Below are 22,340 nucleotides of genomic sequence, written 5' to 3' on the forward strand. Positions count from 1 at the left end.
TAATTTTACAGTTGTTGACCTAAAGAATATACGATAAAATAAAATATTGCATAGAGGTGAAATACATGGATGAGCAATTAGCAAATACAATTTTGGATCAGCTGAAAAATGGTGAAATAAAGGAGTATGTTGTAACGAAAGATGTATTTTATACGTTTAGGAAAGTTGTAGTAGGGCGTGAAGATTTTAAACATATTATTGGGAACGCGCAGCGCGGCGGACAAGTAATTTATACATATTCAGAAACGCCACGTTCGTAACTAGAAGAATATAGGGGAGGAGAATTATGGGCGATTTTAAACAAGGCATATTACCGCATTGGGATTATATGTGGAAAGACAGAGCCGGCAATAGGTTTATGGGGATGGTTATGTACCCAGAGAAACGAAAGTGTTCGGAAAAAATGCTTCGAAAAATAAAAAGAGCATATGAAGAGGCTATAGAAATTAAAGTAACTGTACAAGTTCAACATACATATCAGTACGTAGAAGGAATGATTGTGTACTTTGATGAAGAAGCTCCTGTATGTACAATGATTGATAAAGATGAAAATCCACATCATATATTTGTAAAAGATATTTTGCGTATTGAGCACTCTGAATAATCTTTTCATAAATAAGTTGAATTTCCATAATAATAATCTTTTTCTATAATAGTTATCTTTTAGTATGTAACGCGAGCCAAAAGTATATGTATAATATTTAATAAAGTAAAATTGATAAATGTAATCGTTTTTTAGAACAGATTATCGTTTCATGTCTGTTCTTTTTTGCGTGATGCTGGAGAAATATATTCCTCCAGCATTTGCCGTTTTATGACAAAATATATTGGTAACTTTTTAAAAAATAAGGTTAAATTCGTTGACAACTTTTTTGAAAAGCACTTTATTGACATGAGTTTTAGAATGTTGTTTCATAGTCATTGTATTGAAAAAAATCGACTATCTTGTCGAAAAGTAAAATTTAAAAAAAGAAAGAATTTATACATATATCTTGTGTCTTATTTTGAAACGTAATACAATATATAGAGAAAACAAGAAGGAACATACAGAGAGTATAGATTGGAGAGGGAGGGTCGGAAATGATAGTTGCATATGATTCTATGACAGGAAACGTGAAGCGTTTCATTCACAAATTAAATATGCCGGCCGTTCAAATTGGTGAAGATCTAGTAATAGATGAAGACTTTGTTTTAATTACGTATACAACAGGTTTTGGCAATGTACCAGAACGTGTTTTAGAATTTTTAGAGCGCAATAATGAAAAATTAAAAGGCGTATCTGCAAGCGGCAATCGTAACTGGGGAGACATGTTCGGTGCAAGTGCTGACAAAATTTCTGCTAAATATGAAGTGCCTATTGTATCAAAATTTGAGTTATCAGGAACAAATAACGATGTAGAATATTTTAAGGAAAGGGTGCGGGAGATTGCGACACATTGAACTGAATAATGAAATCACGCAAATGCAGGACGGTTTTTATCAGCTTCATAAAGATAAAGAGGCATTAGAAGTCTTTATGGAAGAAGCTAGAGAGAATACCGTTCATTTTAATAGCGTGGCAGAGCGAATGGAGTATATGAAAGAACATGATTACTATTACAACGTTCTGGACGAGTATAGCTTGGAGGAAGTAGAAGAGGTATATAACATCGCTTATGGTGAAAACTTCGAGTTCCAATCTTATATGGCAGCATCTAAGTTCTACAAAGATTATGCGTTAAAAACAAATGATCAAAAACAATACTTAGAAAGCTATGAAGATCGTGTAGCAATTGTTTCATTATACTTAGGACGCGGTGATGTTGCGAAGGCAAAACACTTCGCAAGCATGATTGTAAAACAAAACTACCAACCAGCGACACCAACCTTTTTAAATGCGGGACGAAGCAGAAGAGGAGAAATGGTGTCTTGTTTCTTGTTAGAGATGGATGATAGCTTAAATTCAATCGGCTTTAACATTAATACTGCAATGCAATTATCGAAAATCGGCGGGGGAGTAGCTTTAAACTTATCTAAGCTACGCGCACGTGGTGAGCAAATTAAAGGTATCGATAATGCTGCAAGTGGTGTAGTACCTGTTATGAAATTACTTGAAGATTCGTTTTCATATGCGAATCAGCTTGGCCAACGAAAAGGTGCCGGCGCAGTATACTTAAACATTTTCCATTGGGATATTATTGAATTCCTTGATACAAAGAAAATAAATGCCGATGAGAAGAGCCGTATTCAGTCTCTATCAATCGGAATTATCGTTCCAAGTAAGTTCTTTGAGCTTGCTGAGAAAAACGAACCTTTCCATGTTTTCGCGCCTTATACGGTGTATAAAGAATACGGAAAGCATTTAGATGATATTGATATCGATGAAATGTACGATGAATTAATGAGCAATCCGAAAGTGAAGAAGAAGCCGCTAGATATTAGTGCACGTGATATGCTTATTAAAATTGCTATGATTCAGCTTGAGTCTGGTTACCCATACTTAATGTTTAAATCAAATGCAAATAACCAACATCCACTGAAGGATATTGGAACTGTGAAGATGTCGAACTTGTGTTAAATATGTAGCACCTTCTAGTAGAAATGCTAGTCGAAAACTCCGTTAAACGGGGAAAGCCTCAAATTTGAGGTAACCTACCGTGCTAAATCTTATCTTAGAATGAAAATATAAAAGTTCAGAATGTATCTTATTATTTTGTATAGCAGAGTTATGGGACAACATAAAGTAATAAGAGACTTTCTGAAGTATTAAGATAAGTAAAAGCCTAACGACTATCCCTTAGGGGAGTAGAGCGCAAGCGATTGGCGTTCGAAAAGCGGAGCACCTAATCAGGTAATGCTGTAGGTGATGATATAGTCTGTCCTGTATGGTGACATACAGCAGTTGCTTGCGCAACGGACTGAGGAGTAGCGAACTCGGTTGAACATTCGAGACAGAAATCTTCCAGCTTCAAGAAACTTCTGAAATAAATGATTACGGTACAGATGACATTATCCGCCGTGATATTAACTGTAACTTAGGATCGTTAAATATCGTAAATGTAATGGAAAATAAAGAAATTCGTGAAGCAGTTCATGCGGGAATGGAAGCTTTAACAGCTGTTTCTGATATGACGATCATTCCGAATGCACCAACTGTGAAAAAAGCGAATGATGAGCTTCATTCAGTTGGACTTGGCGCAATGAACTTACACGGATATTTATCAAAAAACAAAATTGCATATGAAAGTGCTGAAGCGAAAGAGTTCGCTCGTACATTCTTTATGATGTTAAATTACTACTCTATTGAGAAAAGTATGGAAATCGCTAAAGAAAAAGGCGAAACATTTAAAGACTTCGATAAGTCTGATTATGCAAATGGCACATACTTTGAAAAATACGAAACGACAGATTACAGCCCAGTAACTGAAAAAGTTCAACAACTATTTGATGGAATTCATATTCCAACAAAAGAAGATTGGACAAGTTTAAAAGAGCAAGTGAAGAAGAATGGATTATATAATTCATACCGTCTTGCTATCGCTCCAACACAATCTATCAGTTACGTTCAAAATGCAACTTCAAGCGTAATGCCAATCGTAAGTCAAATTGAATCAAGAACATATGCGAATGCGACAACATATTATCCAATGCCGTATTTATCAAAGGATACGTTCTGGTACTATAAATCTTCTTACGATATGAATCAGTTTAAATTAATTGATTTAATCGCAGAAATTCAAGAACATATTGACCAAGGAATTAGTACAATTCTTTATGTTAATAGTGATATTTCAACACGTGAATTAGCACGTTACTACATCTATGCACATAAAAAAGGCTTAAAGAGTCTTTATTATACGAGAACACGTAAGTTAAGCGTGGAAGAGTGCGTAGCTTGTACCGTTTAATATAAAAAGTGAGACATCATGAGCAGGGTTTTCTGAACCCTGCTCATGCTTAGTTATCAATTTTTCATGTTTATTTAGAGAAGGGGCGATTGAATGCGTGCGGTAAACTGGAACAAAAAAGAAGATGATTTTAGTTTAATGTTTTGGAAGCAAAACATCGCTCAGTTTTGGACAGAAGAAGAAATCGCGGTATCTTCTGACAAAAATACTTGGGCACAATTATCAAAAGAAGAGCAGGTTGCTTATAAGCGTGTATTAGGTGGTTTAACACTTTTAGATACGAAACAAGGTGGCGAAGGGATGCCACTTGTACTTGTGCATCTTGAAAATTTACAAGCGAAAAGTGTATTAGCTTTCATGGGAGCTATGGAAGAAGTACATGCGAAGAGTTACAGTCATATTTTCACAACGTTAGCTACTGAAGAAGAAATTGATGATATTTTTGAATGGGTAGACAATCATCCATTACTTGAGAAAAAAGCTGGGATTGTTACTAGTTACTATCGTCGTTTATTAAAGCCTGAAGTAACGAAAAAAGAGTTATACATGGCAATGGTAGCAAGTGTATTTTTAGAAAGTTACTTATTCTATAGTGGATTCTTCTATCCACTTTACTTAGCAGGTCAAGGTAAATTGACAGCAAGTGGTGAAATTATTAACTTAATAATTCGTGATGAATCAATTCACGGCGTATTCGTCGGTATTTTAGCACAACAAATCTTCGCGGAACTTTCTGCAGAAGATCAACAAGAAGTGCAAAAAGAAACGCAAGAGTTATTAATGGAACTATATGAAATTGAAATGGCATACACAGAAGAAATTTACACTTCTATCGGTCTTGTAGAGGATGTAAATCGTTTCGTTCGTTACAATGCGAATAAAGGACTTATGAACTTAGGACTTGAGCCGAAGTTTGAAGAAGAAGAAATTAACCCAATCGTTTTAAATGGTTTACGTACAGATACGAAAAACCATGATTTCTTCTCTGTAAAAGGAAATGGTTACGTAAAAGCGACGAACGTTGAAAAGTTATCTGATGATGACTTCGTGTTTAATTTTTAAGATATGATTATAAAGAAAAGCTGTCTTATCAATGAATAAGACAGCTTTTCTTTATGAATTTGTTTACATAACACTATTATTTTTATATAACAATTTCTGTTTGAAAAGTGCTACCCAGCTAATGGATAGCACTTTTTTGTAATTAAATGGGTATTTACAATCCTTTTGTATCGGTGTATTATTTAACTAGTACACTGATACAAAAGGAGGGAAGAAATGAAAATAGAGTTTTCTCCAAATACACCAATTTACATTCAGGTAATGGAATACATAAAAAAAGAAATCGTAACAGGACATTTATTGCCTGGTGATAAAATTCCCTCTGTACGTGAATTAGCGAGTGAATTACAAGTAAATCCAAATACGATTCAGCGTACATTTCAAGAGATGGAACGGGATGGGGTTGTTGTAACGCGTAGAGGAATGGGACGATATGTAACGAATGAAGGGGAGAAAATTATGGAGCTGCGAAAAGAGATGGCGAAAGAATTACTTCATTCTTTTATAGATGGAATGGACAATTTAGGTTTTTCAGAAGAAGAAATTCTTACAATCCTTCGTTCTTCATTATATGAGAAAAGGGAGGAGAGCGAATGACAGAGTTATTAAAAATAGAAAACTTATGGAAGAGATACGGGTTAAAAGCAGTGATCCGTGAATTAAACATAGAGACTACGGAAGGGAAAATTATAGGACTCGTTGGAGATAACGGAAGCGGAAAAACGACGTTATTGAAAATGATTGCCGGTCTGCAGCATCCTTCCGAAGGGAGTATTACAATCGCTGGTAAAAAGGTCGGATTAGAAACGAAAGAAATTGTTTCTTTTATGTCGGATAAACCAGTATTTGATGGTTGGATGACGGTAAAAGATTCTTTATTTTTCTATCGAGATTTTTATAAAGACTTCGACATTCAAAAAGCGGTAGATACGATTGCGGAATTTAAAATACCGTTAGAAGAAAAAATTACAGCTTTATCAAAAGGTATGGTTGAAAAGCTACAAATTATTTTAACATTTTCGAGAAAAGCAAAGTTATACGTACTAGATGAACCGCTTGGCGGAATTGACCTTGTTTCTAGAGAACACGTATTAGAGCTTATTTTACAGTTTTATCGCGAAGACTGTACCATTTTAATTGCCACGCATTTAATCGGAGAAGTGGAAAATATTTTTGATGAAGTAATCTTTTTAAAAGATGGTGAGAGTGTACTGCATGAAAATGTAGAGGAATTACGTTTCCAACGAGGAAAAGCTGTTACGGATTTGTTTAAGGAGGTGTTTAGTAGATGAAGGCCAGTTTAATATATATGTACAATGCGAATAAAAAGCAAATTGTTATTTCGTTATTATCATTCATATTTATTGTAGCTGTCGCTTTTGTAAGTATGGGGAATTATATTAAACAAGAATCAGGAGAAGTAAGGCAAATGATTATAATTGCCTTAGTATTCTTAGTTTATATAATTTTTGCGGTATTAGTATTACTGCAGGCGATGTCTGCGTTTGGGAAAATGACCGAAAGTACATTATTTCGATTAACACCGATATCTGGTAAAAAAATTGTTTTAGCAATATTGTCATATGCGGCAATTAGTTTAATGTGTTTTGAAGTGATAGGTACTATATTTGTCTATAGTATTTCGATGAAAGTAATAAAAGGTACAGAACTCTATGGAATGTTATTTACCGAAAGTACAATTGAGCTAGATATAGTAAAACAAGTATTTAGTAGTGTATTATATGTATTTAATTTATCAAGTATATTGTTAGTTTTACTTTTCACAGTATCTGGTGTTAAAGTATTTTCTTTAAAAAAGAAAAAGATGGAGTATGTACTTATTTTCTTCATATTTTTACTCGTAACGAAAGTAATCAATATGATATATGAAATGCTAGGCGGACTTGCACCTACATCTAATTTTATTAGGAAGTTAGTTTATATAGACGAATCAATGGATATAAATCTTATACTATATCCAGAAAGTCTTATGAATTTATATAGTATTGCTTTTTCAATCGGTATATTTGTTTTACTTGTTTATATAACAGGACGCATAATCGATAAAAAACTAGAAGTCTAAAGGAGGAATCAACATTGGGAAATGTAGTAGTAAAGTTAGAGAATGTTCGAAAAAAAATTGGTAGAACAGAAATTATTCGCGGTTTATCATTTGAAGTTTGTGAAGGGGAAGTGTACGGGTTTCTTGGACCGAACGGTAGTGGTAAAACGACGACAATTCGTATGATGACAGGTCTTATATCAATGACAGAGGGCGATATTACAATTTGTGGTCATAGTATTCGCACGGAGCGTGAAAAGGCGCTAGAGCAAATTGGAGCGATTGTAGAAAATCCTGAACTATATGATTATATGACTGGAATGCAAAATTTGAAGCATTTTGCGAACATGGCAATTACACCAATTAGTAAAGAGCGTATTGCTGAAATTGTAAAGCTTGTTGAATTAGAGCATGCGATTCATAAAAAGGTGAAAACATATTCACTTGGTATGAAACAACGTTTAGGAATTGCACAAGCATTACTTCATCAGCCGAAAATCTTAATTTTAGATGAGCCGACAAATGGATTAGATCCAGCTGGTATTCGCCAAATTCGAGATTATTTACAGCGTTTAGCGAAAGAAGAGAATATTGCCGTAATCGTATCAAGTCACTTATTAAGTGAAATTGAACTTATGTGTGATCGCGTCGTTATTATTAAGCAAGGGGAGTTTGTACAAGAGTACAACTTACATGAACAAGCGAAACATGATGAGACAGTAGTTGTAGCGTTTGAAGTAGATCAAGTACAGAGAGCAAATGAGATCATTAAAGGTAAGGCACAAGAAAATGTAATTGCAGTATCTGTAATGAAAGATGAAATCCCACAATTGGTAAAACAACTTGTAAATGACGATGTGCTTGTATACGGAGTTACTGTTCAAAATAAAACGTTAGAGGATGAGTTCTTAGCGATTACAGGGGGAGTGAAAGCGTAATGTTTAAATTAATTCAAAATGAATTTTTAAAGTTGCATGCGAAAAAAGGTATGTATATTTTAATTGGTGTTATTGCAGTATTGGAGATCTTGGGAGTTTTAGCGATGCTGAAATGGGGAGACGGAAGCGAATTTAAAGGATCATATTTAGATTTTGCAAGTTCGGAGATTGGTTTAATTACTTTGTTTGCAACAATTTTTGGAATTACGATTGCTTCTCGTATCATTACTGATGAGTTCCAAAAAGGTACAATTAAGCAATTATTAATCCGTCCAAGAAAACGAATGACAGTTTTATTCTCTAAATATATTACAGTGTTACTTACTATAGTATTTATCATATTTGCTAACACGATCATTTCAATGATTATTGGCGGAATTGTAAAGGATGGTAGTAAAACAGAATTAACGCTAGGAATCGTAATGAAATCTGCTTTATATCAAGTACTTTCACCATTCTTCTTTGCGACGCTTGCATTTTTCTTAGCAAACGTATTTAGAAAGTCTGTATTACCATTAATTATTACGATGTTCCTCTTCTTTTTACAAGGACCAATTAATATGGTACTGATGATGTTTGCAAAAGGTGTAGCTAAATTTGTAGTGTTTTTCCATTTAAACTTAAGTGTGTACGATAGCAATAAACTAGTAAGTGGCGGAACGGAACCAACATTTACAGAGTTTACTTTTACAACTTCATTATTACTTGTAGCTGCATACTTTGTTGTATTACTTGTAGCATCAAGTGCATTATTCCAAAAACGTGACGTATTATAATAAAAGAAATCCCCGCTTGTAAAAACGGGGATTTTTATTACATAACTTTCTCGTAGATTTCAATTGAAAAAATGATTACTATATGTTGTTTGAAAGAATTTGAGAAAAATAGGAAGATTTCCAACTATATTCATATTATAATTTCATTATCAGATCATTTATTTTTACTATCTTTGGGGGTGTTCTATATGCACTATGCATTTTCACGTATAAGGCTACGCAGTTTTTTTGGATGGATGATTATAGGGTTGCTCCTTACGATGATTCCATTAAGTCTAGCAAAGGTTTCTGAGAATACGATGGAAGTTATTTCACAAATAACTGTATTTTTTGTATTTCCGTTATTTTGGTTATACGTAAAAACAAATAAAAATAATGTTGTATTTAATAGTTTTTTTGATAAGCCAGGACGTTTGTCGTGGGGATTAATTGTATTAGCAACGATAATGGGAATGATTTTTTCAGTTGGTATATCTCATATTCAATTTTACATATTAGCACATACGTTACCAAATTTCTTAGTTACTATGTTAGAAGACGGAAACGTAATTAATACGAGTAACATATATATGACGATATTTACTTTCATTTCAGCGTGTGTGTTAGCACCTATTATGGAAGAGGTTATTTTTAGGGGCTTCTTTTTACAGCGAATGGCTTACAAATGGGGAATTAAAAAAGCTGTGATCATATCTTCACTTATTTTTGGTTTAGGACATTTTGATGTTATTGGTGCATTCATGTTTGGTGTTGTAATGTGTCTTTTATACATAAAGACAAAGAATATATGGACGAATATCGCTGTGCACGCTCTAAATAATTTGATTGCAACAAGTATGCAATTTGTCGGTGGAGAAAAGAGTAGTGCAATTTCAATTTCTGAATTACAAGCGCAAAGTAATTTATGGATCGGTATCGGTCTTACAGTTGTTGGTTTACTTTGGTTAACTCCGTATGTTTGGAAGCAATGGCGTACAGTAAAAGAAGTTGGTGTGCCGCCGATACGATTTATAAATAAGGAAAAAGTGGTGAATGCATTACAAGAAAATGAAGCGTATAGTCAAGTGATCGTAACAGATAGACTGATGGCTGTAGAGTTACCGGATGAAGCAGTCAATAAGCTTCGGTTAGAAGAAAATGATTATGTAACAGTATCTGTAGAAGAAGATAAAATCGTTATAAAGAAAGCACTTGATAGATAATTAAAAAGTAGCTCCTTGGAGCTACTTTTTAATTTGTAATAATTTCTACACGAAAATTATTACCGTTCTTTACATATTTAATATCTGTAACGATACGGACTGTTTTTAAAATCTCAACTTTTTCACCAATTCGAGGGATAGTCGGAACGTTATCCCAAATGCCAAGCAAGTCATCTAATTGTGCCGTTTTTTCATAAAACCAGATTTTCAATGTAAAGCCCCTTTCTCGAACTTTATGTATTTTAATACATAATATATTATTTTTATTCTTATTGTAAGGGGTTTTTTTATATTTTATGAATAAAAATTAATTAATCTTCTGGGAAGATATGTTCAATATCAGGAGTAAGAGATACTTCTGATAATACGATATGAGAAACAGTCGTTGCATATGAGGAAACATCATTGATAAATTCTTCAAGTTCAACGAGTGAAGGAACAGAAATTTTTACAATGTAGCATAAGCTTCCTGTTACGCGGTAACAAAAACTTGCAGATGGATAAGACTGAATAAACTGTTGCATACGTGTTGTATCACCATTTTTTAAAGTGATTTCTAAAATACAATCTAAAACAAGTCCTGCTTTTTTATAATCGATATCGATTGTGTACTTTTGAATCACGCCCTCACTTTCGAGTTTACGAACACGTTCTGCAGTAGACGGAGCAGATAAGTTTACTCGTTTCGCCAATTCGCGCATCGAAAGGCGACTATCATTATATAATTCATTTAAAATTTTTCGATCAACACGGTCTAGTTGCATTTGTAAATATACCTCCAGTAAAATGATAATTTTTATAAAGTAAAAATATAAATTAAGATTCATATGAAATGTGAAGTGAACTTTATTTATTTTACAATAAAACAGAAGGAAATAGGAGGGAAAATGATGGAGAGAATGTCATTATCAAATGTAGGAGATACAAAGTTTCAAAAGTTATTAGGGCATAATCCGGATCTATTACATTCATGGTGTATGGTAGAGAATACATTGTATAGTAAAGGAACTCTTTCGGCAGAGTTGAAGGAGCAAGTAAGAAGAACATTAGCGTACGGGAATGAATGTCCGTACTGTATGGCAAAGGGAAGGCCTGATGATATGCAAAAGGTAGAAGAAATGAGTGTAGCCGTTACTTTTGCACATACATTTGTTCATGAGAAAAAGGCGATAGATGATAATATGTTTCATGTATTGAAACAATATTGGACGGAAAAAGAAATTGTAGAGCTTTGCGCTTATATTTGCTTTATTACTGCGTCACAACAACTTGGTTTTCTGTTTCAATTACAGCCCGAATGAAGGAGAAAATGATGACTAATCAAATAGCACTTATCATAATTGATGTACAAAAGGCGTTTCAGTTACCATATTGGGGCCAGAGAAATAATCTTTTTGCTGAAGAAAACATGAGAATGTTATTAGAAGAATGGAGAAAAAGGAAACGACCAGTTTTTCATATTCAACATGTAAATAAAGAAAATGCTCAGTCGATGTTTTATGAGGGAGCGGAAACGGTAAACTTTAAAGAAGAAGTGCAGCCACTACCAGGTGAAGTGATTATTCAGAAATCTGTTAACAGCGCGTTCATTGGGACAAATTTAGAAGAGCAATTAAGAGAGAACAAATGTAATACAGTAGTGGTTGTAGGATTAACGACAAATCATTGTGTGGAGACTACGACACGAATGGCAGGAAATTTAGGATTTACAACGTATTTAGTGAGTGATGCAACGGCTACTTTTAACCGTAAAGGTCTAGATGATAAAGAGTATAATGCAGAGGATATTCACAATATGACACTTGTAAATTTACATGAAGAGTTTGCTAAGATTGTGACGACAAAGGAAGTGTTAAAATTATTTTAAGAAAATAATTGCGAATTATGTAGAAAAAAATAAGAATATTTCGTATAATCTAAGTACAATCATTTTGAAATAGGGGTGGCATCATATGGAGCAAATTCCGGTAAAGAGAATAGAAGAAGTACTTGTTATAGCAGGGGACGATAAACAGAAGCAAAAGGAATTTTATGAATTGCTCTTATCTACTGAGTTTTATGTTGCTGGTTCACTAGAAGCAGAGGACGGGGCAACAGAAGGAATACTTCGTTTGCGTCATTTCCAAGGAGAGGGTAGATGGATCGTTCCGTTCTTTACACAAATGGAATTTGTAAAAGACGTGTTGCCAGAAGGAACGCCCCTTATTACGATACGTGGGAAAGAGTTATTTGGTGGCATTGAGAAAGATGCTACAGCAGTATTAAATGTTGGAACTGAGATAAGTAAAACATTTATTCCAGAAGAAATTGCAGATATCGCATCTGGACGAATTTTTAATTATTATAAATAAAAGGAAAAGCGGAATCGCTTTTCCTTTTTAATTTGAAAACGGAGTGGCTACGCCAGAAGAAATAGAGAGTGTTTTATTATTTGTATTTATGGTCGCTGTAGCTCCAAGAGGAATCCCGATGTTGGGGCTTATATGTCCAATCGGTAAACCGAATAGAACAGGTATATGATAGGGGGAGAAATATTCATATAGTATTGTTTGCAATGATTGAGATGGTTTAGAAGGGATGCAGTCGTGACAACTTGTAAAAATAACACCACTACATTCATTAAACTTTCCAGATAAAAGTAGCTGATTTAACATACGATCAATGCGATACGGTTCTTCCCCAATATCTTCAAGTAACAAAAGTTTATTCGCCGTATTTATCTCATAAGGTGAGCCAATTATACTCGTTAACACAGCTAAATTTCCTCCCACCAATGTGCCCGTAACTGTACAGGAAGAGGTAGGTACGATACATTCTGAAGCAGATAAGATGGTGGAATACGGATGGAATAGTTGATTGAAAGAAGATAAAGAGAGAGAATCTACACCTTTTCCTAATTCTTCAACCATTGGGCCATGAAAAGTAATGAGCTTTGCATAACGTGAAAAAGCAGTATGTAAAGCTGTAATATCGCTATATCCCCAAAAGATTTTTGGATGTTGCCTAATGATTTCATATTGAATGTGAGGGAGGAGACGAGCACTTCCATAACCACCTCGTGCACAAAAAATGGCCTTTACTTCATGATTTGAAAATGCTTCATGTATATCATCGAGGCGAACTTGATCACTTCCAGCTAAATATCCATATTTCTCATAAACACTCTTCCCCATTACTACAGATAAACCTATTTCTTGTAATACGTTTACACCTTTTAATACATTTTCAATTGTTGGTGGACCGGACGGTGCAATAACCATTACTGTATCACCTTGTTGTAACGCATTTGGATAAATCATCGTTTTCAGCCTCCTTCACTTTCAATATATTCGCTTCATAGGAAGTTCAACCCTTGTAAAAGAAGGGGAAAGTTTGTCATCTAAAGAAGATATAAGGGGAATAGGAGGAGGAATAGGAGGAGGAATAATGTTTACAAGTCGAGTGTTAAATATATTACAAATTAAGTACCCAATCATTCAAGCAGGTATGGCAGGTGCGATTACGACGCCTGAGCTTGTTGCAGCTGTAAGTAATAGCGGAGGACTAGGAACGCTTGGAGCAGGTTATATGAGCCCTGAACAAATTCGTGACGCAATTTATAAAATAAGGGAACGAACGGATAAGCCTTTCGGTGTTAATTTATTGTTAACGAAAGAAATACAGATAGAAGAAGAGAAGGTAACCTTGGCAAAGGGATTGCTTAGCGGAGTGAATAGAGAATTCGGTATAGAGGAAGAAGAGCAGCTAAAGCTTCCGAAAAGCTATAAAGAACAATTACAAGTGTTAGTAGAAGAAAACGTACCAGTCGTTAGCTTTGCATTTCAAACGTTAGAAAAAGAAGAAATAGATGACTTAAAAAGAAGAGGAATAAAAGTCATCGGAACAGCTACTCATGTGAGAGAGGCAAAAGTGCTTGCTGAATTAGGAGTAGACATTATTGTCGGTCAAGGTAGCGAGGCAGGAGGGCATAGAGGAACATTTATCGGGAAAGAACAGGACGCTATGATTGGGACATTCGCATTAATTCCGCAGTTAGTAGCAGCAGTCCCGCATATACCAATTGTTGCAACAGGTGGTGTCATGAACGGACAAGGGCTTGTTGCTGCTTTTACACTGGGAGCAGAAGCTGTTCAAATGGGATCAGCCTTTTTGACGAGTGAAGAAAGTATTACGCATGACGTGTATAAAGAAGCAGTTTTACATAGTACAGATACGAGTACAACTGTGACCCGTGCGTTTTCCGGGAAATATGCGCGAGGTATTCGTAATGAATTTATAGAGAGACATGAAGGGAAAGAAGAAGGGCTTCCGATGTATCCAGTGCAAAATGTATTAACCTCTAAAATACGCCAAGAAGCAGCAAAACAAAATAAAGGAGAATACATGTCGCTTTGGGCAGGGCAAGCGTCATCATTAGCACGAATAGAATCAGCTCAGCATGTAGTGGAGCGAGTGATGAAAGAAGCAGAGAATGTAATCGAACAATTACAAAATATATATAGAAAAAGACCACTTGAATAATTCAAGTGGTCTTTTCATTAGTTTGCTTTATAAAATTGTTGGATGGCCTCATCGATATAAACCCAGCCTTTCCAACCTAAGTGCATATGATCTTTTAAGAAGTATTTATCATACTCATGATTTGAGAAGTCGGCAATTGGATAACCAGCTTTCTCAATTTGCTCATGAACTTTCTTGTAGTACAATTCGCGACGTTCTTTCGGGAAGCCAGCGTAATCGTACCAAGGACCTTTTACAGGAACAGAAATGAAGAGTGGTTTTGCACCAGATTGTTTTAATAAATCAAGTACAATTTGTAAATCTTCATATTCTGGCGATTGATCATAAGCATCATTTTTTAAGTAGCCTTCACGTTGCTTTAATTTCTTCTTGATTTTGCTGTTGAAGTAATCATCTTCGATACCGTATTCGTTAGAACCTGATTCTACTGCACCAGTTTGATCTGCATGTTTACGAGCTTCGTCCCAATTCATTTGTTTTAATGAAGGGTCAAGTTTTTCTTTATGCGGTTTAATATCAAACATTGCTGTAAATAAATCTTTACGATCTAAAATGTTACGGTAAATATAAGCGAAAGGTTTAGCAGCAAGTGCTTTTACTTTATGCTTTGTATCATCATAAACGATACCTTCAAGCGAGATTTTTAGTAAAGTTTCTTTCTTAACGATCTCAAAGTTTAATAAACGTTTTGCAATTTGCTTTTTCATTTCAGGCTTTAAGTCATCATTGAAAAGTAAGTGATAGCCTTGTTGTTTTGAAAAGTTAGGTGCAAAGTGTGTTTCATCAATACCTTGTGGTACAAACCATTGAGGAGAAAGAACGAATACCATTTTCTTATCTTTCAATTGATCCATTGTAGATGCAAAGTTTAACACATGTACAAGGTCTTGTGTTCCTCCGCGTCCAAGAAGGAATGGTGTGAACCCTTCAGGCTTTACTTTGAAATAATTTGATGGATGGAAAGCATCCATACGTGCGAATTCCGATGAACCGTACATCGGAAGATATTTCGGGTCTGCTAACATCTTTTGCTGTAAAATCATACTTTGAATCTTTTCTTCTTTTAAAGAAGTTGCAGCTTGTTCTACTTTTTCATCACTTAAAAGTGGAAGTAGGAAGCGCGTTGGAATAAGTAAGAATACAGCAAAAAGGGCCAATGCTAAAAGCATCGGACCAAATTTTGCTTTGTTCATCGGATTTCTTCCAACTTCTTAATAACCATGTTTGGTGTAGCCCACTCGTCACGGTCAAAATCAGAAATAGAAACTTCAATATCTAAACGCTCTTGGAATTCAACTAATAAAGATACTACAGCGAAAGAATCAAGAATACCTTCTTCAAATAATTGAACATCTAAGTTTTCTTTCACAATATCGTTTTCACATACTTCTTCTAAAATATCTAATACTTGCTCTTTGAATTCTGCCATTTTTAAAATCTCCTTTATATCCGAAATATATTATATGTGCAACTTCTTACTAGTATAAGAAGGGTGCATTAAAAGTATCTGTTAAGGTGTCCAGAGAAAATTAGGAAACCGAAACATACAACGTGGAACGTAATTACAATCGCAAGGACGTGTGTAAATTTATTGTTTGGCCAAAACTTATGCTTCTTGTTTTTTCGTTCGAAAATATCGAATAAAATAAACAGTGCGGCATGATAGAGACCATAAATAACATACTGCGCAATAGCGCTCCCTTGGATGTGCCAAATTCCCATAATGAAGAAGTTTAAAAAGGCACCGATATACGAAATTGTGTAACGGTTCTTGATTAACTTTTTCTTCGTTGCAAAAAAGACGAAACGCATGTAAATAAAATCACGGAACCAGAATGATAAACTCATGTGCCAGCGGTTCCAGAAGTCTTTAATGTTACGACTAAGGAATGGTTTATTAAAGTTTTCTGGAGTTTTAATTCCCATCATGTAACTGATACCAATTACGAACGCACTATAACCTGCAAAGTCAAAGAATAATTGCATGCTAGTAGCGTACATAAAAATCACATTAGATAAAAGTGTATCTTGGTTGGCGAATACTGCCTTAACAAGATATGTTGTTATCAAGTGCGCGATTATAAACTTATACAGAAAACCTTGGAAAATACGGTTAAGCCCTGTATATAGTAATTTTTGATATTCCTCAGCACTAGGTGGCTTTTGGATATCTTTTTGGAATCTACGGTAACGATCGATAGGTCCACTTGAAATCGCTGGGAAGAATAAAACAAACTCCCAGAAATTAAAGAAGGAAAGTTCTTTAATTAAATTATCACGAACTTCAAAGACCATTTGTACAGCTCTAAACGTTACGTAAGACATACCTGCGAAAACAATAAAATGCAATTCAGGTACAAATGGTGCGACTTTTGCCAAAATAAGTGGCAAAATCGATAAAATAACAGCTACACAAAAAGTGAGTGTACTATTCTTTTGTTTTCTTAATAATAAATAGCCTTTAATCAGGGCATATTGCCAAATAATAAATGCGGCTAACATAATCGCTTGCTTCGGTTTATCCGAGAAGATAATAGCAAGCATGACTAATGTTAAAACGGCATTATATTTACGCAACATTTTACCTTTTAATCCAGCTATGATAGTAGGTATTAATAAAATGCCCACTATAGCGAAAAAATAAAATGATCCATATGCGGTCATGCTGTAACCTCACTCAATAATTTTTTGCGATCTACCTTTCCATTTGGTGTCATTGGAATAGAAGATTGATACATGAATTTACGTGGAATCATGTAGTTTAGTAATCGCTCATTGAGTTCTTTTTTGATTGCAGATGTTAATTTGAATTCTTTTTCAAATGAATGTTCTCCAGGAACAACAACCGCTAATAAATAATCGTATTTCTCACCTTTTTTAATTGGAACGATAACTGCTCCTTCTACGTAAGAACACGCACGAAGGTGATGCTCAATTTCTTCTAATTCCATTCGATAACCATGCAGCTTAATTTGGAAATCAAGACGACCATTATAGAATAGAAGACCATTTTCAACATAGCCAGCATCGCCTGTTTTATAGGCGCGCTCACCGTCAATCATAGTAAATGCTTTTTCTGTTAATTCAGGGCTTCCTAAATATCCAACGCTTACGCTTGGACCGACAATTACGATTTCACCTTTTTCACCATCAGGTGCAATCGTGCCATCTTCTTTCATAATAAGAAGGCGGCAGTCTGATTTACAGTAGCCAACTGGAAGTGATTTGTATTGATCAAGTACTTCTTCTGTAACGTGAATACCTGTTACAGCGACAGTAGCTTCTGTTGGACCGTACGTATTCATAATTGTCGCTTTCGGGAAACGCTCAATTAATTTTCTAGCCACTTCGTTTGGTAACACTTCACCGCAGAATAAGAATGTTTTCATGTTTGGTAGCATACTCTCAGAGAAAGATGCTTCCATTAAACACATTTCTGCGAAAGATGGTGTTGAAGTCCATACTTGTATATCCGATTGCTCTAAAGAAGCAAACAAGTCTTTTGGACGTGCAATCATATCTTTATCGATTGCCCAAAGTGTACCACCTGTTACTAATGATGGGTAAATATCCATGACAGATAAATCGAATGAGAAAGGTGCTTGGTTTAAGAATACTTGCCCTGTTTGTAAGTTGAAATCTTCTACAGCCCATTTTGTAAAGCTTACAAGGCAGTTATAAGTAATCTGAACCCCTTTCGGATTACCTGTGCTTCCTGATGTGTAAATAATGTAGAAGTTCTCATCACCTTTTACCGCATGTTCAGGATTTGGAGTGTTCCCTTTATGAGTAAAGAAAATATCTTTTAAGTTGTCTTCACTTACAATGCGAACTGGTAAATCAGTTACAGTTACTTCTGTTCCTGATAAAAGTAGTTTCGCACCAGAATTTTCAGCGATACGTTGTACACGATCAGCTGGGATAGATAAATCTACAGGAATATAAGCATGTCCAGCTTTTACACATCCTAAAAAGTTAATAATCATTTCAGGTTGCATATGGCCATACACCATAATTGGTGAACGATCATCTGGATACGCAGAAGAAATCCAATGTGCCAACGCATCAGAATCTTCCTTTAATTGTTTGTACGTAATTTTCGCATCTCGCCAAACAAAAGCAGTTTGATCAGGCGTTTCAATAGCCCACTTTTCAATTTGTTCTAATAACTTCATAACGTTCCCACCCTAGAATTCATTGTAAATAAATGTACTTGTGTTTGTATCATGGAATCCATACAACCAAAGTAATGCAAATAAAATTGCAAGGTAATAAACCGTCTTTGCAACCCATTGTGTGAGTGGTCGAGACCATATCTCTTTTAATCTTTCCATGTCTTTCCCTCTCTTAATGAAATAATAGCTCTTTGTAGGTATCATGTCCTACATTATTGTGAAAAAAACAAAATTCCACATTTTAGGTAAAAATAAGTCAAAAGGCTCTTTTCTGATATTAGCACTAAATACTAAAAAAGAAAATCCCTAACTTAGCAATTATATTACATTCAGCACCAATTTGTAACGGGTTTGACATGTAAAAAGAAAGTGGATTGTGTGAATACATAAAAGTGGACGATAAGAATACGTGAAAATATAAGATTTGTTACTTATTAATCGGTAGAGAGTGAACAAACTTTAAGTTTCTAAATCTTTTTAAAAGGAGGAAATTATCATGAATAGAGTGTGGAAGAGTCTTATTTCGGAAGAAAATATCGTGAAATGGAGAAGGCATTTCCATAAGTATCCGGAATTATCATTTCATGAAAAAGAAACTTCGCAATTTATATATGATACATTATGCTCATTTTCTTCTTTTGAAGTAACGAGACCGACGAAGTATAGTGTACTAGCAATTAAAAGAGGAACGGAGCAAGGGAAAGTGATTGCGATTCGAGCTGACATAGATGCTTTACCAATTCAAGAGGAGACAAGGAAATCTTATACGTCTGTGAATAAAGGAATGATGCATGCATGTGGGCATGATGCTCACGCAGCTATTTTGTTAAGTACAGCAGAAGTGCTATCACATATAAAGGAAGATTTTGCAGGTGAGATTCGTCTCTTCTTTCAGCACGCAGAAGAGATGTATCCTGGCGGCGGACAAGAAATGGTTGAGGCAGGTGTGATGGATGGTGTGGATTATGTAATAGGTTTACATGTTATGTCAGGACTTGAGAGCGGGAAGATAGGAATTGCGTATGGACCTATGATGGCAGCACCAGACGTATTTACAGTTGAAATTCAAGGGAAAGGAGGGCATGCAGCGAGGCCAGAAGAAACGATAGATCCTATTGCTATCGGAGCACAGATTATTACAAATTTACAACATATCGTATCAAGAAATACAAGTGCTTTCATGCAAAGAGTTGTTTCAGTTACGCAGTTTCATGGGGGAATGGCTGATAATATTATTCCTAGTGCAGCAACTTTAATGGGAACTGTTCGTTCATTTAATCAAGCGTTAAGGGTGGAAGCAGAGGAGAAAATTGAGAAAATCGTAAAAGGCATTATAAAGGCACATGGAGGGGAGTATACATATACGTATCGATATGGATATGATCCTGTTATTAATGATGAATATATTACGAAAGTAGTAGAAGAAAGTGCACTACATTTGTTTGGGAATGAGCGTGTTGTGAAGCTTGAACCTTCTATGGGAGGAGAAGATTTTTCAGCATATTTACGAAAGGCACCAGGTTGCTTCATTAAATTGGGGACGGGGAATGAAAAGATAGGTACTTGTTATCCGCATCATCATCCAAAATTTGATGTAGATGAATCAGCTTTAATTTATGGAGTGGAATTATTTTTAGAGACAGCGATAAGACTACTAAAATCATAGAAAAGTATAAAAAAAGGCAACTGCGCTCTATCGCAGTTGCTTTTATTTCTTTCCGTCAGAGAGGGCTGAGAAAGAACTATGCTCATTTATAGTATATGAATAGCTAACGGACAAGCTTGTACATTTTCATCATTTTTTTAAAAATAGTTATTGACATTGATAATCACTGTCAATTAATCTAAGGATAGTTGAAATTGATAATTATTATCAATAGGATGGGTGCGACATGTTAATGAGAAAAAATTTTCACCTTCTGCGGAGGGGATTAAAAGATAAAAATAAAGATGTTGATCAGCATATGGAATGGCAAAGAAATGTAATTCGTTCTGAATATGTAGATGAGAAGAGTACACTTCCAACAGAAAAAGAGACACAAGGTAAAAGGAGAGATACAGTTGAGTAAGTTAGTAATGATTTTTGCAAGTATGAGTGGAAATACAGAGGAAATGGCTGATCATATTGCAGGTGCCATTCGTGAAACGGAAAATGAAATTGAAGTTATCGATATTATGGATTCACCAGAAGCTTCTATACTAGAACAGTATGATGGAATTATTTTAGGTGCGTACACTTGGGGAGATGGTGATCTTCCTGATGATTTCTTAGATTTTTATGACGCAATGGATTCTATTGATTTAACTGGGAAAAAAGCAGCAGTATTCGGATCATGTGATTCAGCTTATCCGAAATACGGCGTGGCGGTTGATATTTTAATAGAAAAACTACAAGAGCGCGGAGCGGCAGTTGTGTTAGAAGGACTAAAAGTAGAATTAACGCCAGAAGATGAAGATGTAGAAAAATGTTTACAGTTTGGAGCTGAATTTGTAAAACACCTTTCTTAATGGCAGAAGGGAGATGAAGAGCAAGTGCATGAGAAAATCGCAATCAAAACGATGACAGATTATCATTTGTATGATTTTATGCGTTGTCCGCATAAATTTTATTTCCGTCATATAAAAAGAAGAGAACCTTCTTCGTTTGAATGGCAACAAATCGCACAAATGATTGTGAATCGAATTATTAACGAATATTACACACTACCTGCGGGCCAACAAACGAAAATCGTACTTTTAATATTAATAGAAAAGTATTGGAAAAAAGTAAGGATTAATATGTTTGCTTCAAAGACGGAGTATTATATTGTGTTAGCGAAGTTAACGGATCATTTATTACAGTTTGTTGAAAGAGATGATAGTCAAACACCGCCGTTATTTTTATATGAAAAATTTCAAACTTATATGGAAGAGTTAGGTGTTCACATGTCATTGACATTAGAAGTTGGTGAGTGGAGTACTGAGTCGTTTGTAATTAAAAAGTATGTTGTCGATGCGGATGAGGAAATGCTTGCTCTTTGTCAAAAGTTAATGACAGTATTCAGTTATAAAGCTTTCGGCATTCTTCCCGGGAAAATTGAAGTTATTAATTTAATAGAAGGAACTAAGTACGAGTATGTTCCGAAACAGGAAGATATTATAACTGGAATGGCTGATTTATCTAGAATGAAAGCAATGTTGCAACAACCTGAGCATTATACAGAGCGTCATTTTCGTTCTGAGTGTATGAGTTGTGCGTTTCGTAGGGAATGCCAAGGGGAAGAAGTAAAGAAAGAAGCGAAGCAGAAGAAAAATATCGTACATTAAAGGATGCAAATTTGCATCCTTTTTTGCTATTGACATGAAAAGCTTTTCATCATTTACCGTATATTTGTAGCAGATTTTAATAAAGTGAAACTTTAATCAGTGGGGGTTTTCTTCATCCCCCACTGATTATTAGTTGAACCAATCGGACTTTTATGGGCAGTTGATCCCCGCCTAACTTCTTTGCTTTCGCTGAATTTGGAGGTGGGGGTCTTACTGCCCATTAAAGCGGGATAAAGGGAGGAATAATCAATGAAAGATGAAACGAAAGTATTTCAATGGTTAAAAGAACAGAATGCTCCTTTTGGAATTCAACTGCAAATTTTACAAGCATTTCAACTGTATCAAGTTATTGTTGAAATGGATAAAAAGTTAATGATGTATGAGGAGAGAGAGTATAGGGAGAGAATGTAA

At 35.0% G+C, this 22,340-nt stretch carries 27 protein-coding genes and 2 pseudogenes; 21 read left to right on the forward strand and 8 right to left on the reverse strand.

Going from position 1 to position 22,340, the window contains the following annotated elements; genetic code table 11:
* Positions 1 to 65 precede the first annotated feature (65 nt).
* The 12 genes and pseudogenes from PDL00_RS22115 to PDL00_RS22170 all read left to right on the forward strand — a co-directional run bounded on the left by PDL00_RS22115 (position 66) and on the right by PDL00_RS22170 (position 9,927).
* Complete coding sequence (locus tag PDL00_RS22115) at positions 66 to 260, forward strand: abortive phage infection protein (RefSeq protein ID WP_073517441.1); 195 nt, start codon at positions 66 to 68, stop codon at positions 258 to 260.
* A gap of 26 nt (positions 261 to 286) precedes the next feature.
* Complete coding sequence (locus PDL00_RS22120; protein ID WP_088029065.1) at positions 287 to 604, forward strand: hypothetical protein; 318 nt, start codon at positions 287 to 289, stop codon at positions 602 to 604.
* 476 nt (positions 605 to 1,080) lie between these two features.
* Positions 1,081 to 1,440 (forward strand): class Ib ribonucleoside-diphosphate reductase assembly flavoprotein NrdI, encoded by a 360-nt coding sequence (gene nrdI / locus PDL00_RS22125; protein ID WP_000634376.1) that lies wholly within the window; start codon positions 1,081 to 1,083, stop codon positions 1,438 to 1,440.
* Positions 1,427 to 2,554: pseudogene (locus PDL00_RS22130) on the forward strand (ribonucleotide reductase N-terminal alpha domain-containing protein); the annotation flags it as partial. The gene nrdI and the pseudogene PDL00_RS22130, both read left to right, overlap by 14 nt.
* Positions 2,555 to 2,936: 382 nt before the next feature.
* Positions 2,937 to 3,887, forward strand: coding sequence for a ribonucleotide reductase (locus tag PDL00_RS22135; protein ID WP_306472068.1), 951 nt, complete (start codon positions 2,937 to 2,939; stop codon positions 3,885 to 3,887).
* A gap of 93 nt (positions 3,888 to 3,980) precedes the next feature.
* A complete protein-coding gene (gene nrdF, locus PDL00_RS22140; protein WP_270731200.1) occupies positions 3,981 to 4,949 on the forward strand; it encodes a class 1b ribonucleoside-diphosphate reductase subunit beta in 969 nt (322 codons plus the stop codon).
* Positions 4,950 to 5,165: 216 nt separating this feature from the next.
* A complete protein-coding gene (locus tag PDL00_RS22145) occupies positions 5,166 to 5,546 on the forward strand; it encodes a GntR family transcriptional regulator (protein WP_270731201.1) in 381 nt (126 codons plus the stop codon).
* Positions 5,543 to 6,241 (forward strand): ABC transporter ATP-binding protein, encoded by a 699-nt coding sequence (locus PDL00_RS22150; RefSeq protein WP_270731202.1) that lies wholly within the window; start codon positions 5,543 to 5,545, stop codon positions 6,239 to 6,241. The genes PDL00_RS22145 and PDL00_RS22150 overlap by 4 nt, the downstream gene beginning before the upstream one ends.
* A complete protein-coding gene (locus PDL00_RS22155; RefSeq protein WP_242252404.1) occupies positions 6,238 to 7,032 on the forward strand; it encodes an ABC transporter permease in 795 nt (264 codons plus the stop codon). Before PDL00_RS22150 ends, PDL00_RS22155 begins: the two co-directional genes overlap by 4 nt.
* Before the next feature lie 14 nt (positions 7,033 to 7,046).
* On the forward strand, positions 7,047 to 7,949 hold the full coding sequence (locus tag PDL00_RS22160; RefSeq protein WP_270731203.1) for an ABC transporter ATP-binding protein: 903 nt from the start codon (positions 7,047 to 7,049) through the stop codon (positions 7,947 to 7,949).
* The gene (locus PDL00_RS22165) at positions 7,949 to 8,725 is read left to right on the forward strand and encodes an ABC transporter permease (RefSeq protein WP_270731204.1); all 777 of its coding nucleotides are present in this window, start codon (positions 7,949 to 7,951) and stop codon (positions 8,723 to 8,725) included. Before PDL00_RS22160 ends, PDL00_RS22165 begins: the two co-directional genes overlap by 1 nt.
* Before the next feature lie 188 nt (positions 8,726 to 8,913).
* On the forward strand, positions 8,914 to 9,927 hold the full coding sequence (locus PDL00_RS22170; protein WP_270731205.1) for a CPBP family intramembrane glutamic endopeptidase: 1,014 nt from the start codon (positions 8,914 to 8,916) through the stop codon (positions 9,925 to 9,927).
* A gap of 28 nt (positions 9,928 to 9,955) precedes the next feature.
* Here the strand turns inward: PDL00_RS22170 and PDL00_RS22175 are convergent, their stop codons facing one another.
* Positions 9,956 to 10,138, reverse strand: coding sequence for a DUF3913 family protein (locus PDL00_RS22175; RefSeq protein WP_000707104.1), 183 nt, complete (start codon positions 10,136 to 10,138; stop codon positions 9,956 to 9,958).
* A 100-nt stretch (positions 10,139 to 10,238) separates the two neighbouring features.
* A complete protein-coding gene (locus PDL00_RS22180) occupies positions 10,239 to 10,691 on the reverse strand; it encodes an Lrp/AsnC family transcriptional regulator (protein WP_001175498.1) in 453 nt (150 codons plus the stop codon).
* A gap of 63 nt (positions 10,692 to 10,754) precedes the next feature.
* On the opposite strand from PDL00_RS22180, the pseudogene PDL00_RS22185 reads away from it, so the two are divergent.
* From PDL00_RS22185 to PDL00_RS22195, 3 genes and pseudogenes are all read left to right on the forward strand, one after another.
* Positions 10,755 to 11,247, forward strand: a pseudogene (locus tag PDL00_RS22185) (carboxymuconolactone decarboxylase family protein).
* A complete protein-coding gene (locus PDL00_RS22190) occupies positions 11,240 to 11,794 on the forward strand; it encodes a cysteine hydrolase family protein (RefSeq protein WP_242252417.1) in 555 nt (184 codons plus the stop codon). Before PDL00_RS22185 ends, PDL00_RS22190 begins: the two are co-directional and overlap by 8 nt.
* 85 nt (positions 11,795 to 11,879) lie before the next feature.
* Positions 11,880 to 12,278: an SseB family protein gene (locus PDL00_RS22195; RefSeq protein WP_061678885.1), complete on the forward strand. Its 399-nt coding sequence runs from the start codon at positions 11,880 to 11,882 to the stop codon at positions 12,276 to 12,278.
* A 27-nt stretch (positions 12,279 to 12,305) separates the two neighbouring features.
* Here the strand turns inward: PDL00_RS22195 and PDL00_RS22200 are convergent, their stop codons facing one another.
* Positions 12,306 to 13,226: a S66 peptidase family protein gene (locus tag PDL00_RS22200; RefSeq protein WP_270731206.1), complete on the reverse strand. Its 921-nt coding sequence runs from the start codon at positions 13,224 to 13,226 to the stop codon at positions 12,306 to 12,308.
* A 127-nt stretch (positions 13,227 to 13,353) separates the two neighbouring features.
* On the opposite strand from PDL00_RS22200, the gene PDL00_RS22205 reads away from it, so the two are divergent.
* Positions 13,354 to 14,448: an NAD(P)H-dependent flavin oxidoreductase gene (locus tag PDL00_RS22205; RefSeq protein ID WP_242252426.1), complete on the forward strand. Its 1,095-nt coding sequence runs from the start codon at positions 13,354 to 13,356 to the stop codon at positions 14,446 to 14,448.
* Between the two features lie 17 nt (positions 14,449 to 14,465).
* On the opposite strand, the gene dltD is transcribed toward PDL00_RS22205, so the two are convergent.
* From dltD to PDL00_RS22230, 5 genes are all read right to left on the reverse strand, one after another.
* Positions 14,466 to 15,641, reverse strand: coding sequence for a D-alanyl-lipoteichoic acid biosynthesis protein DltD (gene dltD / locus PDL00_RS22210; protein ID WP_001030275.1), 1,176 nt, complete (start codon positions 15,639 to 15,641; stop codon positions 14,466 to 14,468).
* Positions 15,638 to 15,877, reverse strand: coding sequence for a D-alanine--poly(phosphoribitol) ligase subunit DltC (gene dltC / locus PDL00_RS22215; protein WP_000807310.1), 240 nt, complete (start codon positions 15,875 to 15,877; stop codon positions 15,638 to 15,640). Before dltC ends, dltD begins: the two co-directional genes overlap by 4 nt.
* Positions 15,878 to 15,945: 68 nt before the next feature.
* A complete protein-coding gene (dltB, locus tag PDL00_RS22220) occupies positions 15,946 to 17,112 on the reverse strand; it encodes a D-alanyl-lipoteichoic acid biosynthesis protein DltB (RefSeq protein ID WP_270731207.1) in 1,167 nt (388 codons plus the stop codon).
* A complete protein-coding gene (dltA, locus tag PDL00_RS22225) occupies positions 17,109 to 18,623 on the reverse strand; it encodes a D-alanine--poly(phosphoribitol) ligase subunit DltA (RefSeq protein WP_270731208.1) in 1,515 nt (504 codons plus the stop codon). The genes dltB and dltA overlap by 4 nt, the downstream gene beginning before the upstream one ends.
* Before the next feature lie 12 nt (positions 18,624 to 18,635).
* A complete protein-coding gene (locus tag PDL00_RS22230; protein WP_000440293.1) occupies positions 18,636 to 18,782 on the reverse strand; it encodes a teichoic acid D-Ala incorporation-associated protein DltX in 147 nt (48 codons plus the stop codon).
* 337 nt (positions 18,783 to 19,119) lie between these two features.
* Between PDL00_RS22230 and amaA the strand changes: the two genes are divergently transcribed.
* The 5 genes from amaA to PDL00_RS22255 all read left to right on the forward strand — a co-directional run bounded on the left by amaA (position 19,120) and on the right by PDL00_RS22255 (position 22,340).
* Positions 19,120 to 20,289, forward strand: coding sequence for an N-acyl-aliphatic-L-amino acid amidohydrolase (gene amaA / locus PDL00_RS22235; RefSeq protein WP_270731209.1), 1,170 nt, complete (start codon positions 19,120 to 19,122; stop codon positions 20,287 to 20,289).
* A gap of 226 nt (positions 20,290 to 20,515) precedes the next feature.
* Entirely contained in the window at positions 20,516 to 20,692 is a 177-nt protein-coding gene (locus tag PDL00_RS22240; RefSeq protein WP_242252439.1) for a hypothetical protein, read from the forward strand.
* On the forward strand, positions 20,685 to 21,131 hold the full coding sequence (locus PDL00_RS22245; protein WP_000041146.1) for a flavodoxin: 447 nt from the start codon (positions 20,685 to 20,687) through the stop codon (positions 21,129 to 21,131). The genes PDL00_RS22240 and PDL00_RS22245 overlap by 8 nt, the downstream gene beginning before the upstream one ends.
* Positions 21,132 to 21,155: 24 nt before the next feature.
* Positions 21,156 to 21,929: a hypothetical protein gene (locus PDL00_RS22250; protein WP_097816716.1), complete on the forward strand. Its 774-nt coding sequence runs from the start codon at positions 21,156 to 21,158 to the stop codon at positions 21,927 to 21,929.
* A gap of 249 nt (positions 21,930 to 22,178) precedes the next feature.
* Positions 22,179 to 22,340 carry a hypothetical protein gene (locus PDL00_RS22255; RefSeq protein WP_016088745.1) on the forward strand — a complete coding sequence of 54 codons (162 nt, stop codon included), beginning with the start codon at positions 22,179 to 22,181 and terminating at the stop codon, positions 22,338 to 22,340.

The organism is Bacillus cereus group sp. TH152-1LC (assembly GCF_027710505.1).
In the GTDB taxonomy this organism is placed as follows: Bacteria; Bacillota; Bacilli; order Bacillales; family Bacillaceae_G; genus Bacillus_A; species Bacillus_A mobilis.